This is a genomic window from Streptomyces sp. NBC_01016, from assembly GCF_026341035.1.
In the GTDB taxonomy this organism is placed as follows: Bacteria; Actinomycetota; Actinomycetes; order Streptomycetales; family Streptomycetaceae; genus Streptomyces.
The window spans coordinates 2474512-2488810 of the sequence record NZ_JAPEOQ010000001.1; the positions used below are offsets into that span (position 1 = coordinate 2474512).

Annotated in this window: 13 protein-coding genes; 6 read left to right on the plus strand and 7 right to left on the minus strand. The window is 71.2% G+C overall.

The features are described 5' to 3' along the window. Nucleotides 1-150: 150 nt before the first annotated feature. Entirely contained in the window at nucleotides 151-4137 is a 3987-nt protein-coding gene (gene scy / locus OG746_RS11640; protein ID WP_266714171.1) for a polarized growth protein Scy, read from the minus strand. Between the two features lie 242 nt (nucleotides 4138-4379). Continuing rightward, complete coding sequence (mce, locus tag OG746_RS11645; RefSeq protein WP_266714173.1) at nucleotides 4380-4820, minus strand: methylmalonyl-CoA epimerase; 441 nt, start codon at nucleotides 4818-4820, stop codon at nucleotides 4380-4382. Between the two features lie 137 nt (nucleotides 4821-4957). On the opposite strand from mce, the gene OG746_RS11650 reads away from it, so the two are divergent. Both OG746_RS11650 and meaB read left to right on the plus strand, forming a co-directional pair. Then, entirely contained in the window at nucleotides 4958-6160 is a 1203-nt protein-coding gene (locus OG746_RS11650; RefSeq protein ID WP_266714175.1) for an acetyl-CoA C-acetyltransferase, read from the plus strand. 59 nt (nucleotides 6161-6219) lie between these two features. Next, the gene (gene meaB, locus OG746_RS11655) at nucleotides 6220-7176 is read left to right on the plus strand and encodes a methylmalonyl Co-A mutase-associated GTPase MeaB (RefSeq protein WP_266714177.1); all 957 of its coding nucleotides are present in this window, start codon (nucleotides 6220-6222) and stop codon (nucleotides 7174-7176) included. Nucleotides 7177-7800: 624 nt separating this feature from the next. On the opposite strand, the gene OG746_RS11660 is transcribed toward meaB, so the two are convergent. Beyond that, complete coding sequence (locus OG746_RS11660; protein WP_266714179.1) at nucleotides 7801-8436, minus strand: PepSY domain-containing protein; 636 nt, start codon at nucleotides 8434-8436, stop codon at nucleotides 7801-7803. A 135-nt stretch (nucleotides 8437-8571) separates the two neighbouring features. On the opposite strand from OG746_RS11660, the gene OG746_RS11665 reads away from it, so the two are divergent. Together OG746_RS11665 and OG746_RS11670 are read left to right on the plus strand one after the other, a co-directional pair. After that, entirely contained in the window at nucleotides 8572-9243 is a 672-nt protein-coding gene (locus OG746_RS11665) for a response regulator transcription factor (RefSeq protein ID WP_266714181.1), read from the plus strand. Nucleotides 9244-9248: 5 nt separating this feature from the next. Next, nucleotides 9249-10658, plus strand: coding sequence for a sensor histidine kinase (locus OG746_RS11670; RefSeq protein WP_266718880.1), 1410 nt, complete (start codon nucleotides 9249-9251; stop codon nucleotides 10656-10658). A 5-nt stretch (nucleotides 10659-10663) separates the two neighbouring features. On the opposite strand, the gene OG746_RS11675 is transcribed toward OG746_RS11670, so the two are convergent. The 4 genes from OG746_RS11675 to OG746_RS11690 form a co-directional block, all read right to left on the minus strand. Beyond that, the gene (locus OG746_RS11675; protein WP_266714183.1) at nucleotides 10664-11140 is read right to left on the minus strand and encodes a MarR family winged helix-turn-helix transcriptional regulator; all 477 of its coding nucleotides are present in this window, start codon (nucleotides 11138-11140) and stop codon (nucleotides 10664-10666) included. A 134-nt stretch (nucleotides 11141-11274) separates the two neighbouring features. After that, the gene (locus OG746_RS11680; RefSeq protein WP_266714185.1) at nucleotides 11275-12021 is read right to left on the minus strand and encodes an AIM24 family protein; all 747 of its coding nucleotides are present in this window, start codon (nucleotides 12019-12021) and stop codon (nucleotides 11275-11277) included. A gap of 38 nt (nucleotides 12022-12059) precedes the next feature. After that, a complete protein-coding gene (locus tag OG746_RS11685) occupies nucleotides 12060-12719 on the minus strand; it encodes an AIM24 family protein (protein ID WP_266714187.1) in 660 nt (219 codons plus the stop codon). Beyond that, the gene (locus tag OG746_RS11690) at nucleotides 12719-13357 is read right to left on the minus strand and encodes an AIM24 family protein (protein ID WP_266714189.1); all 639 of its coding nucleotides are present in this window, start codon (nucleotides 13355-13357) and stop codon (nucleotides 12719-12721) included. The genes OG746_RS11685 and OG746_RS11690 overlap by 1 nt, the downstream gene beginning before the upstream one ends. A 130-nt stretch (nucleotides 13358-13487) precedes the next feature. Between OG746_RS11690 and OG746_RS11695 the strand changes: the two genes are divergently transcribed. After that, on the plus strand, nucleotides 13488-13832 hold the full coding sequence (locus tag OG746_RS11695) for a DUF3817 domain-containing protein (protein WP_266714191.1): 345 nt from the start codon (nucleotides 13488-13490) through the stop codon (nucleotides 13830-13832). Then, nucleotides 13829-14122, plus strand: a complete 294-nt coding sequence (locus OG746_RS11700; protein ID WP_266714193.1) for an MTH1187 family thiamine-binding protein — start codon at nucleotides 13829-13831, stop codon at nucleotides 14120-14122. Before OG746_RS11695 ends, OG746_RS11700 begins: the two co-directional genes overlap by 4 nt. Nucleotides 14123-14299 lie beyond the last annotated feature (177 nt).

The window sequence follows — 14299 nt, forward strand, 5'->3', positions numbered from 1 at the left end:
CCTAGGGGGCGTAGCGGCGTGTCATCGGGCAGATGTCGTATTGATCAGCCTTCGACTCTAGAATGTCACCCCTTTTGAGTGGCGTAGGGACGGAGTGCTTGCCAGAACAGGGCCAAAGGTCCTTGGAGAGCACGGTAGTTGGCCGAAAGGCTAGCCCTCCGAGCCCTTGCCACCTGAACGTGTGGCCCCCGCCGTGGCCCCCGCCTTGACGCCGCCGTCTTTGCCTCCCCCGCCGGACGGAGCCTCAAAACTCTCCAACGCCTCCAACACGTCCTGGACACGGGAGATCTCGGCATTGATGTCCTCGCGGCGCCTGACCAGTACGTCGAGATCCCGCTGGCCCTTGTCGATCATGGCGGTGGCCTCCTGCTCCGCGTCCGCCTTGATCTTGTCCGCCTCGCGGGACAGCTCGGCCTTCTTCTGCTCGGCTTCCTTGAGAAGGCCTTCGGCCTTCTTCACGGCAGCGATCCGGACCTTGCCGGCCTCCGAATTCGCGTCGTTCAGAAGCTCCTTGGCCTTCGTCTGCGCCTCGGAAAGTTGTTCCTCCGCGGCCTTGACCAGAGCGTCGCAGCGTTCGCCCGCGTTCTTCATGGCCTCCGCGGACTCGCGGCGGGCGTGCTCGTGGAGCTCCTCGATCTCGGCCGTGATCCGGTCGCGCAGCTCCTCGGCGCGCTCCCTGATCTGCGTCGCGTCCCTGCGGGCGCCGACGAGCAGTTCGTCCGCGTCCGTACGGGACTTCTCCACGATCGTGTTGCCCTCGACGGTCGACTCCGCGACCAGTCGCTCGGCCTCCGTGCGGGCCGCGCCGACCATCGTGTCGGCCTGCGACTCCGCGTCGGCGGTCGTCTTCTGCGCCGTCTCCTGCGCCTCGCGGGTCAGCTTGTCGGCCTCGGTCGCGGACTCCGTGATGAGCTTGTCGACCTGCTCCGCGGCCTCCGTGCGCCGCTTGTTGGCGTCCTTGCGGGCCTCGTCCAGCGTGCGCTCGGACTCCTCGCGGGCGGCCGCCGTGATGCTCTCGGCCTCCGCCGCGGCGTCCGTCTTGACGCGCTCCGCCTCGGTGCGGATCCGCTCGGCGTGCTGCTGCGCGGAGGCGACCGTCTCCGCGGCCTCGGCGCGCAGCCGCTCCGCGTCGCCGGACGCGTCCGAGATCAGCTTCTCGGCCTGGGCGACGGACTCGGTCCGTACGCGCTCGGCCTCGGCCCGCGTCTCGCTGGTCAACTGCTCGGCGGCGGCCGTCGATTCGGCGCGCAGCCGCTCGGCCTCGGTGCTCGCGTCACCGACGAGCTTCTCGGCCTTCGCGGTGGACTCGGAGCGGACCCGCTCCGCCTCCGCGTTGGTCTCCGTCGTCAGCCGCTCGGCCTCGGTGGCCGCCTCGGTGATCAGGGTGTCGGCCTGCTCGGCCGCGTCGGAGCGGATCCGGTTGGCGTCCTCGCGGGCGTCCGCGCGGGTGCGCGAGGCGTCCTGGTCGGCGGCCGAGCGCAGATCGGAGGCCTCCGTACGGACCTGCTGGGCGTGCTCGGACGCGTCCGTGCGCAGCCGCTCCGCCTCGGTGAACGCCTCCGAAACCGTGCGCTCCGCCATGGCCTTGGCGGCCTCCGCCTCGGCGGTGGCCTCGGAACGGACCCGGTTCGCGTCCTCGGTGGCGCGCTCGCGCTCCGCGTAGGCGTCGGAGCGGACCCGGTCGGCCTCCTCCTGCGCCTCCGTCCTGGTGCGCTCCGCCGCGTGCTCGGCGGCGCTGCGCAGCCCGGTGATCTCCTCCTGGGCCTGCTCCTGGAGCCCGGCCACGGAGTCGCGCACCTGCTGCGCCGTCTGCTCGGCGGTGGAGACCATCTCGGTCGCCCGCTGGTCCGCCTCCTCGACCAGACGTACGGCCTCGGTCTGCGCCTCGTCCACGCGGGCGCGCGCCACGGCGAGCAGTTCCTCGCTCTGCTCGCGGGCCCGCTCGCGCTCCTGATCGGCTTCCTCGCGCGCGCTGCCGAGCGTCTCCTCGGCCTCGCGGCGGCGCCGCGCCGCCTCCTCCTGGGCGGCGGCCAGCGTCTCGGCGGCCTCGGTGGCGATCCGCTCGGCGGCGGTCTGCGCCTCGGCGCGGATCCGGTCGGCGGACTCCTGCGCCTCCGTCTTGAGCCGCTCCGCCTCGTTGGACGCCTCGGACCGCAGTCGTACGGCGACGTTCTCGGCCTCGGAGCGGGTCGTCGCGGCGTCGGACGCGGCCTCCGTACGAAGGCGCTCGGCCTCCGTCTCGGCCTGCGCCTGCACCGTACGGGCACGCTCGGCTGCGTCCGCGCGCAGCCGCTCGACCTCCTCGGCGGCCTCGCGGCGCAGCGTCTCGCCCTGCTCCCGCGCCTCGTTCAGCGCCGTCTCCGATGCGGTCAGGCGCTCCTCGGCCTCCGTGTGCAGGCGGGTCAGCTCGCGGGCCGCCTCCTCCTGCTTGGCCCGCATCGCCTGCTCGGCCTCGTCCTTGAGCTCCTGCGCCGCGCGCTCCGCCTCGGACCTGGTGGCCTCGGCCTGCTCCTCGGCCTCGGTGCGGTACCGCTCGGCCTCCGCGCGCGTGCGTTCGAGGGTCTCCTCGGCCTGCTTGCGCAGCGACGTGGCCCGCTCGATGGCCTCCGTGCGGACGCGCTCGCTCTCCGTCGTCGCGGCGGTCCGCAGCTCGTCCGCGTCCGCCTTCGCCTTGGAGAGCAACTGCTCGGCGGTGCTGGCCGACTCCTCGATCTGCTGGACGGCCTCGCGGCGGGCCTCGGCCCGGATCCGCTCGCCCTCCTCGACGGCCTCGGCCCGCAGCTGCTCGGCCTCGCCGCGCAGCCTGCGCGCCTCCTCCTGGAGCTCGACGGTCTTGGCGCGGTACTCCTTGGTGTCGTCCTTGGCGGCGCCCTTGAGCTCCGTCGCCAGGTCGTGCGCCTCGGCGCGCAGCCGGTCGGCCTCGGCCTCGGCATCGGAGCGGAGCCGCTCGGCCTCGTCGGCCGCCGCCTTCGTCGTCGCCTTGGCTTCCTCGGACGCCTTGTTGAGCACGTCCTCCGCGGTGCGCGCGGCCTTCGCGAGCTCGCCGGCGGTCTCCTCGGCGGTGACCGTACGGGCCTTCTCCTTGGCCGCGGCGATCAGCTGCTTGGCCTCGGCGCGCGCGTCGGCGACGACCTGCTCGGCCTCCGACTTCGTGGTCTCCGCGTCCTTGGTGGCCTCCTGGACCAGGCGGGCCACCTGCTCCTTGGCGGTGCGGGTGCGCTGCTCGTTGGTCGACTCGGCGGTCGCGAGCTGCTTGGCCGCGGCGTCCTTCGCCTCCGCGAGCACCTTGTCGGCCTCGGTGCGGGCCTCGCGCAGCGCGCTGTCCGCCTCGGCGATCTTCTGCTCGGCGGCCCGGCTCAGCTCGCCGGACCGGCGGCGGGCCTGCTCGGACTCCTCGCTCGTCGACGTCCGCAGCTGCTCGGCGTGGTCGGTGGCCTCCTGCGCCTGCGTCGACGCGGCGTTCAGCAGGCGCTCGGCGTCCTGCCGGGCGCGGGCCAGGATCGACTGCGCCTCGGCGCGCGCCTCCTCGGCCTCGGAGGTGAGGCGCTGGCGGGCCTGGTCGGCGACGCGCTCGGCCTCGGTACGGGCGGCGGCGAGCGCCTGATCGGCCTCGGCGCGCGACTCGTCGAGGAGGCGGCGGGCCTGCTGCTCGGTGCGGGCGCGCAGCTGCTCGGCCCACTGCACGTTCTCGTTGACGTGCGTCTCGACCGTGCGGCGGCGCTCGGAGAGTTCCTGGTCGAGCTGCTGGCGCCGGTTGACGGCCTCCGTGTGCAGCTCGGACTGGAGCCGGGACTGCTGCTCGGCGTGCTCCTGGAGGATCCGCTGGGTCTGCGCACGGGCCTCGCGCAGCTCGCGCTCGGCGTCGGCGCGCAGCTGGTCGGCCTGGATCTGCGCGTTACGGAGGAGCTGTTCGGCCTGGTAGCCGATGTCCGACCCGTCGTAGGCAGGCCGGGTCGCGAGGCTGCGGCGCGCCTCGTGCAGCTTGGCGCGCAACACCTCCACCTGGTAGCCGAGGTCCTCGGCGTGCTGGACGGCCTTCTCCCGATCGGTCTTCAGCCGGTCCATCTCGGCTTCGAACCGCGAGAGATGGTCGGTCTCAGCCGGCCGTCGGCCGTCCTGGCTCTCATAGCCCCGCACTGCGCGGTCCCATCCGTCCCCTGGTCGCAAGTTCTTCTTACGAGCCCCGCCCATCCCGCGAACGGCGCCCCCGGGGAATGGTGTCAGATCGAATGGGACGGCGCCGTCGGACCGTTACGGCTGATGCCGTGTGCTGCCCGACTTGCCCCGACCCTCGTCCCCCGATACCCGGACCCCGGCCCACGACTGGCCGTTGGAGACGGCAGCCGCCCCACAACCCTACCGGCCCGGCTATGTGGAGGTCAGTGCTCCACCGAGTCCTTAGGTGCCGCAGTGACGAGTTCGGTCAGTACGCCGTGACAGTCCTTGGGGTGCAGGAACGTGATGCGCGAGTCCATCGAGCCACGTCGGGGCTCTTCGTAGAGGACGCGTACGCCCTTGTTCTTGATGTCGTTCGCGTCCGTGTCGACGTCGGCCGTGCCGAAGGCGATGTGGTGCACACCCTCGCCGTTCTTGGCCAGCCACTTGCCGACGGCGGAGTCCTCGCGGGTGGGTTCGAGCAGCTGGAGGTAGGTGGCGCCCCCGTCGCTCGTCTCGTTGACCTTGAGCATGGCCTCGCGCACGCCCTGCTCCTCGTTGACCTCGGAGTGGTACACCTCGAAGCCGTACGTGGCCCGGTAGAACTCGACGGTCTTGTCGAGGTCGAAGCAGGCGATCCCGATGTGGTCGATTCGCGTCAGCATGCTTTAAGTGCAGCGCGGTTCGAGGTGGTTACGCAACGTGCGCGCGATCACACCCCGGTGACGATGACGTGCGCCATACCGGTCAGTACATTCGAGTAAACCCTCGTTCACTTCTCACCTCCAAGGGGCCGTGCCTCATGTCAGGAACGACCGGTACCACGTCAGTGATCGTCGCGGGCGCGCGGACGCCCATGGGCCGTCTGCTCGGCTCGCTCAAGTCCTTCTCCGGAGCCGACCTGGGCGGCTTCGCGATCAAGGCCGCCCTCGACCGTGCGGGAATCGGTGGCGACCAGGTGCAGTACGTGATCATGGGCCAGGTGCTGCAGGCCGGGGCAGGGCAGATCCCGGCGCGCCAGGCCGCGGTCAAGGCGGGCATTCCGATGAACGTCCCGGCGCTCACGATCAACAAGGTGTGTCTGTCCGGGCTCGACGCCATCGCGCTGGCCGACCAGCTCGTGCGCGCCGGCGAGTTCGACGTGGTCGTGGCCGGTGGCCAGGAGTCCATGACGAACGCGCCGCACCTGCTGCCGAAGTCCCGCGAGGGCTACAAGTACGGCGCGGTCGAGATGCTCGACGCGATGGCGCACGACGGCCTCACCGACGCCTTCGAGAACATCCCCATGGGCGCGTCGACGGAGAAGCACAACACCCGCCTCGGCATCGCCCGTCCCGAGCAGGACGAGGTGGCCGCCCTGTCGCACCAGCGGGCCGCCGCGGCGCAGAAGAACGGCATCTTCGAGGCCGAGATCACGCCCGTCGAGATCCCGCAGCGCAAGGGCGAGCCGGTCGTCTTCAGCAAGGACGAGGGCATCCGCGCGGAGACCACCGCGGAGTCCCTCGGCAAGCTGCGTCCGGCCTTCGACAAGGGCGGCACGATCACCGCCGGCACCTCCTCGCAGATCTCGGACGGCGCCGCCGCGGTCGTCGTCATGAGCAAGGCGAAGGCGCTGGAGCTGGGCCTGGACTGGATCGCCGAGATCGGCGCGCACGGCAACGTCGCGGGCCCGGACAACTCCTTGCAGTCGCAGCCCTCGAACGCCATCCAGCACGCCCTCAAGAAGGAGGGCATCGGCACCGAGGACCTCGACCTCATCGAGATCAACGAGGCCTTCGCGGCGGTCGCCGTGCAGTCAATGAAGGACCTCGGAGTGTCCTCGGAAAAGGTGAACGTCAACGGCGGGGCCATCGCGCTGGGTCACCCGATCGGGATGTCCGGCGCGCGCATCGTCCTGCACCTCGCCCTGGAGCTGAAGCGGCGCGGCGGCGGTGTCGGCGCGGCGGCCCTGTGCGGTGGCGGCGGTCAGGGTGACGCGCTGGTCGTGCGGGTACCCAAGGCATAACGCCTTCGTATTCGAATGACGTCTTCGTCGGTGTACGAGAACTGGTGAACGGAGCTGTGATGCAGGACGTCCCCACGTTGGTCGCGCAGGCGAGGGAGGGCAGGCCGCGTGCCGTGGCCCGGCTGATCTCGCTGGTGGAGGGGGCGTCCCCGCAGCTGCGCGAGGTCATGGCCGCGTTGGCTCCGCTCACGGGTGGGGCCTACGTGGTCGGTCTCACCGGTTCGCCGGGTGTCGGCAAGTCGACTTCGACCTCGGCGCTCGTGAGTGCGTACCGGCGGGTCGGGAAGCGGGTCGGCGTGCTCGCCGTCGACCCGTCGTCGCCGTTCAGCGGTGGCGCGCTCCTTGGCGACCGGGTGCGGATGTCGGAGCACGCGTCCGACCCCGGGGTCTACATCCGCTCGATGGCGACGCGCGGGCATCTGGGCGGGCTCGCGTGGGCGGCGCCGCAGGCGATCCGTGTCCTGGACGCGGCGGGCTGCGACGTCGTACTCGTCGAGACGGTCGGCGTCGGCCAGTCCGAGGTCGAGATCGCCTCGCAGGCGGACACGTCGGTGGTCCTGCTGGCCCCCGGCATGGGTGACGGCATCCAGGCGGCCAAGGCAGGGATCCTGGAGATCGGCGACGTGTACGTGGTCAACAAGGCCGACCGGGACGGGGCGGATGCCACGGCCCGCGAGCTGAACCACATGCTGGGGCTCGGTGAATCCCGTGCCCCCGGCGACTGGCGCCCGCCGATCGTGAAGACGGTCGCCGCGCGCGGGGAGGGCGTCGACGAGGTCGTCGAGGCGCTGGAGAAGCACCGGGCGTGGATGGAGGAGCACGATGTGCTCTCCGAGCGGCGGGCGGCGCGGGCGGCCCGCGAGGTGGAAACGATCGCCGTGACGGCGCTGCGCGAACGCATCGGCGACCTCTCCGGAGACCGCCGCCTCGGCGCCCTGGCCGCCCGCATCGTCTCCGGCGACCTGGACCCGTACCGGGCGGCGGACGAGCTGGTGGCGGGCCTGACGGGTCGGTGAGCCGGGGGCCGGGGTCGGCGCCTGAGGTGAGTGCGGCCTACGCCGGGGCAGTCACCTGTACCGGGGCCGGCGCCTGAGTTTGGTGCGGCCTGCACGTGGTGCCATGGGCGGTACCGGGGCCGGCGCCCGTCGTTCGCGTTGCGCGGCACCGGGGTGCCGCCTTGCCCACCCTGCCGCCCAAGGCGGCAGATTGCCCAAGGCGGGGGCGGCCGACCGCAACGGGTGGGGAGCCGTGTCTGCGGCGGATTGCCCGAGGCGGGTGCGGTCGACCGGCTCGGGTGGGGAGCCGTGTCTGCGGCGGATTGCCCGAGGCGGTGGCGGTCGACCGTAATTGGCGGGGAGCCGTCCTTGCGGCTACTCGCCCAAGGCGGGGCGGTACCCCGTCGGGCCGACGCCCCCGGAGGGGGCGGGTGGGAGGGAGATGGGCGGGGCCCTTGTCGGCGGCGAGTAGGCAAAATTAAGCCCCTGCGGCGATTGAGCAGCGGGGGCCGGGGCGGAGCCCCGTGGCGTGGGCGTGGGTGGGCCGGACCGTCGTGGGAGCAGGGGCGATCAAGCCCAGCCCACGCGAACCGGGGCGGAGCCCTGTGGCTCCGCCCCGGTTCCGGGTGACCGCCCGGATGGACGTCAGTCGTCGTCGCCGTCGTCGTCCGACGAGTGGTCCACGGACACCGCACCCGACTGGAAGTCCACGTGCCAGTCGTGCTCCGCCCCGTTCGCCGACGTCGTCTCGACCTCCCAGACCTTGACCGAGCCGTCGTCGTCCGCGTCCACCGACGTGACCGTGCCCTTCGAGGCCGCGGCCTTGGCGGCGTCCTCGGCCGACGTGGACGCGCCCTTCAGGGTCGCCGCGACATGGGCCGCGCTGTCGTCACCGTCGTCGTCGCGCTCCGTGTGGGAGCCGAGCACCTTGCCCGTGCCCGGGTCGACCTCGACGTGCTGCCACTTGTTGCCGGAGCCGATCACGTCGACGTCCCAGACGAGCCGGCCGTCGTCGGAGTCGAGGTCGGCGCCGACGGCCGTGCCGGACGTGTGCTTCAGGGCGGCGGCGATGGCGTCCTCGGCCTTGACCTGGGCGCCCTTCGCCTCGTTGACCTCCTCCTGGTTGTCGCTCACGCCGTCGTCGTCCTTGACCCGCACGGACGACTGGGCCGCGCTCGACGAGCCGCCGTCGTCGCCGGTGACCGCGACCGCGGTGGCCGTGCCTCCGCCGAGCAGGGCCATGGCGGCGACGGCGGAGATGACAGTGGTACGGCGCTTCATGAGCTTCTCCCGTGGTTGGTGGGCGGCTTCGGGCCGCCCTGTCCGTCCTTCGAGAAACACACTGCCCTGACGACCCTGAAGCCCCGCTGAAGGACCCTGAAGGGTTCTTCAGGTTCGACCTGCCACCCTGAACGCATGCGCTTGTTGATCGTCGAGGACGAAAAGCGGCTGGCCCTGTCGCTCGCCAAGGGACTCACCGCCGAGGGCTACGCCGTCGACGTGGTCCACGACGGCCTGGAAGGCCTGCACCAGGCGAGCGAGGCGGCGTACGACCTGGTCGTGCTCGACATCATGCTGCCCGGCATGAACGGCTACCGGGTCTGCGCCGCCCTGCGCGCCGCCGGCAACGACGTGCCGATCCTGATGCTGACCGCGAAGGACGGCGAGTACGACGAGGCCGAGGGGCTCGACACCGGCGCGGACGACTACCTGACCAAGCCGTTCTCGTACGTGGTGCTGGTCGCGCGAGTGAAGGCGCTGCTGCGGCGCCGGGGCAGCGCCGGTGGCGCCAGTCCCGTGCACACCGTCGGGCCCTACGCCGTCGACACCGCCGCGCGCCGCGTCACCCACGCCGAGGACGGTGAAGTCGCGCTCACCACCAAGGAGTTCGCGGTCCTCGAGCAGCTCGTGACCCGCGCCGGTGAGGTCGTGTCCAAGAGCGAGATCCTCGACCACGTATGGGACTTCGCGTACGAGGGGGACCCGAACATCGTCGAGGTGTACGTGAGCGCTCTGCGGCGCAAGCTCGGCTCCTCCCTCATCCGCACGGTGCGCGGCGCCGGATACCGACTGGAGGTGCCCCGATGAGCAGGCTGAGGAGGCCCTTCGGCTCCGTACGGGCCCGCGCCGCCCTCGCCGCCACCCTCGTGGTCGCGGTGGCCCTGGTCGCGGCCTGCGCCACCGTGCTGCTCTCGCTGCGCGGCAACCTCACCGAGCAGGCGGGCCGCGACGCCGACTCCACGGCCCGCCGCGTCGCCACCTCCCTGGCCACCGGCACCGCGCCCGACGCGCTCGACCTGGACGACGAGGACCCGGTTCAGGTCGTCGACGGGGACGGCAGGCTGCTGGCCACGTCCGAGGACCTGGAGAAGATCTCCGGCACCGGCGTGAGCGACGTGAAGCCCGGCGCGGCGCGCCCCGATGACGACGGCGACGACGACGGGGGAGACGACAGCCAGCAGAACGGCAGCGTCTCCGACGACACCGACTACACCGACGGCAGCGCCACCATCGACGGCGACAGCGCCGACTACCGGTTCGCCGCGGTCGAGGTCGAGGACACCGCGTACGGGGATCTGACCGTGTACGCGGGCGCCTCCCTCGAAGCCGAACAGGGCGCGGTCAACACGGCGTTGACCTCCATGCTGATCGGCTTCCCCGTGCTGCTCGTCATCGTGGGCGGGGTGACGTACCTGGTGACCCGGCGCGCGCTGCGGCCCGTGGAGGGCATCCGCGCCGAGATGGCCGCGATCACGGCGTCGCAGGACCTGGGGAGGCGGGTGCCGGAACCGGACACCCACGACGAGGTGGCCCGGCTCGCCGGCACCACGAACGAGACGCTCGCCGCGCTGGAGGCCTCCGTGGAGCGCCAGCGCCGGTTCGTCGCCGACGCCTCGCACGAGCTGCGCAGCCCGATCGCCTCGCTGCGCACCCAGCTCGAAGTCGGCGCGGCCCACCCTGAGTTGCTCGATGTGGACGGCGCCGTCGAGGACACGGTGCGGCTGCAGGAACTGGCCGCCGATCTGCTCCTGCTGGCCCGGCTCGACGCGGGGGAGAAGCCCGGCGGCGCCGAGGTCGACCTGGGCGCCCTGGTGCGCGAGGAGCTGTCCCAGCGGGTCGGCGACCGGGTCCCCGTCGCCGTGGACGTGGCGGCGGTGCCTCAGGTCAGCGGCTCCCGCGGCCAGTTGGCGCGGGTCCTCGGCAACCTCGTGGACAACGCGCAGCGGCACGCCGGCGCCGGGGTCCGGGTGGCGGTGCGCGCGGAGGACGGCCGGGTGGTGCTGAGGGTCGCCGACGACGGGCAGGGCGTGCCGGAGGACGAGCGGGAGCGGATCTTCGAGCGGTTCGTACGGCTCGAAGACGCGCGCACCCGGGACGGCGGCGGGGCCGGTCTCGGCCTCGCCATCGCCCGGGACGTGGCGGAGCGGCACGGTGGCTCGCTCACGGTGCGATCCGCGCCGGAGGGCGGGGCGCTCTTCGAGCTCGCGCTGCCCTCCGGCTGACGGATTTACGGTTTGCCGCGTTGCGAACGCAGGTGTTCCGCGATGGGGGAGAGGGCCTGCCGCAGGCCGCCCAGCTCCTGCGGGGAGATGAGGTCCACGAAGTGCCTGCGGACGGACGCCACGTGGTGCGGGGCGACCTTCCGCATGGTCTCCATGCCGTAGTCGGTGAGCACGGTGTAGAGGCCCCGGCGGTCCGACTCGCAGTTCTCACGGCGGACCAGGCCCGCGTTCTCCATGCGGGTGATCTGATGCGAGAGCCGACTCTTGGACTGCAGGGTCGCGGCCGCGAGGTCGCTCATCCGCATCCGGAGATCCTCGGCCTCGGAGAGGTTCACCAGGATCTCGTAGTCGTTCATCGTCAGGCCAAAGGGCTGGAGATCCTTCTCCAGCTGGTAATTGAGCAGTCTGTTGACCTCCAGGTGGGTGCGCCAGGCGCACTGCTCCTCGTCGGTCAGCCACGGCGTGGCCGTCTCGGTCTCCATGGAATCGATTCTACCTAAGAAGTTGAAAGGCGAACGAATGTGGGGGGTGACACTGCGCACCCCGGGCACCCGAGGGGTGCGGACCAGAACGCAATGGGGTCACGCGTTCGACGTCACACTCTGCAGACTACCGCTCACAGCCCGAAGCGACGCTGGAGGTCGCCGAGCTGTCCGGGAAGACGCGGTGCCCCCGGTTGACCCGTCGACGCCCCTGGTCCACCGGGAACTCCTCCCTGGTGAGGTACGTCACCCACCGGTTGTTCCGGCATCAACGACTCGCTGGATTGCAGCAGCACCGTCCCGGAGCCCACGAACTCGAACTGATGCTCCTCGCCCGAGACCCCGCCGACGCCCGTCATCGCACGTAGACCGCCGATCACGCCCGTCAGGTATCCGTGGTCGTAGTGGTGGCAGGGCGAGGGGCAGTCGGCCCAGCCGACGAGCGCCTGCGGATCGACCCGGATCGGCGGCTCCATGAACACAACCGGACCGTTTGATGCCGCTACAAATTTGCCGGTGCCAATGAGTGTGAGGAAGCCGGGAACGATGGATTGCTTCAGCGCGAGAGTTGGCTGAAAAGCGAGCAGATTCCCCGCGCGGATCGTCAGGTTCCCGTTCTCGAGGTCGTACGAGTTCACATCGAAGGCCCGGTCCGCGAGCAGCATCTTGCCGCTGCCCTCCGCGACCACCCAGTCGCTCGCGTGCAGCGGCGAGTGGAACGAGGTGCGCACGAGCCGGTCGAGCCGGCCGTGCCCGATGCCGTTGAAGTCGATCCGCCCGTAGTGGGCGATCATCTTCCCCTTCTGCAGGAACCACTGGCTGCCCCGCAGTTCCACGCAGAAGGTGTACGCGTTGACGTTGTCGTCGACCGGCAGGGTCATCGGGTCGAAGATCGCCGGGCCCCCGGCCGGATGAGCGTTCACAGTTTGTCCTCCGACGCCTGTACGTACACCGCACCGCTCCCGCTCAGCTCCAACTGGAACGCCTCGCCGCTGCCGCGCCCCACCATGTCCCGCCAGCCGAGCGCTGTGGACAGCTTGTTGCGTACGTCGCCGTGGTGCGCCACGTACGCCTGCGGGTCGACGTGCACCGACCGGCCGGGGGTGATCGGGAGCTCGATGACCCCGCCGTGCGCCATCACCGCCACCGAGCCGTGGCCCTGCAGCGTCGTCGTGAACAGACCCTGCCCGGACACCTGGCCGCGCACCATGCCCATCACGCCGCCCTGCGCGCCCATGAACATCGTCCCCTGGCGCAGCGCCCCGTCGAAGGCGAGCAGGCGGTCCGCCTCGACGTACAGGGTGTCGCCGGACAGCGTGATCACCTGGACGTGGTGGCCGCCGTGCCCGAACAGCACGGTGCCGCTGCCCTCGACGGTCATCAGCGGCGTCGACTCGTTCGCGACCCGCCGCCCGAGCATGGACATCACCCCGCCCTGCCCGCCCTGGACGTTGGGCGTGAAGGAGACGTCGCCCTGGTACGCGAGCATCGCGCCGCGCTGGCTGTAGAGCCGCTGCCCCGGCACGACGGTCGCCTCGACCATCTTCGAGTTGATCTCACGGAAGCCCGGTGCCGGCATCACACGTCCCCCGCGATCGTGTTGCGCTCACTGGGCTGTACGTAGACGAGCCCGTCGCCCTCGAAGAGGATCTGGAAGGCCTCGCCGCCGCCCTCCCCCAGGAACGTACGGAAGGTCACCCCCGACTGGAACGACTGCCGCAGGTTGCCCTGGTGCGCGATGTACGCGCCGGGGTCGACGGTCAGCGGGTAGTCGTGGCCGACGCGCAGGACGACGGCCGGGCCCTCGCTCATGATCGCCGCCTGCCCGTGGCCCTCGACGGTCGTCGTGAACAGGCCGTTGCCCTGGGAGGCGCCGCGGACGCCGGTGAAGGAGGTGCCGGTGTGCAGTCCAGCGTCCGTGCAGAGCAGGTTGCTCGACTCGACGTAGAGCTTCTCGCCCCGCAGCCCGACGAGGTTGATCTCGCTCGCCCGGTCCGCGAACCAGCAGGTGCCCTCCCCTTTGACCTCCATCACGGTCAGCTGCTCACCGGTGATGCGCCGGGTCACCATGCCCCGGATCCCCTCGCCACCCCCGCTCAGCTTCTTGAACGCCATCCGGCCGTCGTAGGCGACCATCGAGCCGTTCTTCGCCTTCACGCTGTCGCCGCTCATGTCGACGGCCAGCACCTTGCTGCCCTGCAGTCGGAACGTAGCCACGAGGTCGACGGTAGCCGCCGGGGAGAGCCCGCCGACAGGCCCCCATCGGCGCGATGCCACAATGGGAAAACGCTTGTGCGTACATTCACAAGATCAACGACCGTCCGCCCCGCTTAGCCGAAGGTGCACCGTGGACCTCAAGACCGCCTCCGCCCTCCGACGCCTCCGCCTGGTCTCCGCCCCGGAGGCCGTCTCCTTCCTGCTGCTGCTGATCTGCTCGGTCCTGAAGCGGACGACGGACTTCAACGGGGTGCCCGTGATGGGCATGGTCCACGGCGTCCTCTTCGTCCTGTACGTGATCTTCTGGCTCGACGCCTGGAACCGTACGAAGTGGAGCTTCGGCACCGCCGCGCTCTACTTCGTCCTCTCGGTCCTGCCCACCGGCGGCTTCTTCGCCGAGCGCAAGCTCAAGCGCGAGGGCGAGGCCGCGGTGATCGCGGGTCGCGCCCGCCAGGAAGGTGTCGTGAGCGCATGATCGTCGCCTTCTCCGTGACCCCGCTCGGGGTCGGCGAGGACGTGGGGGAGTACGTCGCCGAAGCGGTCCGCGTGGTCCGCGAATCCGGCCTCCCGAACCGCACCGACGCGATGTTCACCTCCGTGGAAGGTGAGTGGGACGAGGTGATGGCGGTGGTCAAGCGCGCCGTCGCGGTGGTCGAGGCCCGCGCGCCGCGCGTCTCGGTCGTCATGAAGGCGGACATCCGCCCCGGGGTGACGGACGGTCTGACCTCGAAGGTCGACACGGTCGAGCGGCACCTCTCCGAATAGCTGCGCACTGCGGTTCCGGCCCGGCCCCCCTGCGGGGTGCCGGGCCGGTTGCCTTTGTGGCCGGGGGTCCGGGGGTTGTCCCCGGGAGATGCAGCACCGACGGCCTGACCTCGAAGGTCGAAACCGTGGAGCGGCAACTCTCCGACGGCTGATTGGCGTAGCCCTCCTCATACCTCA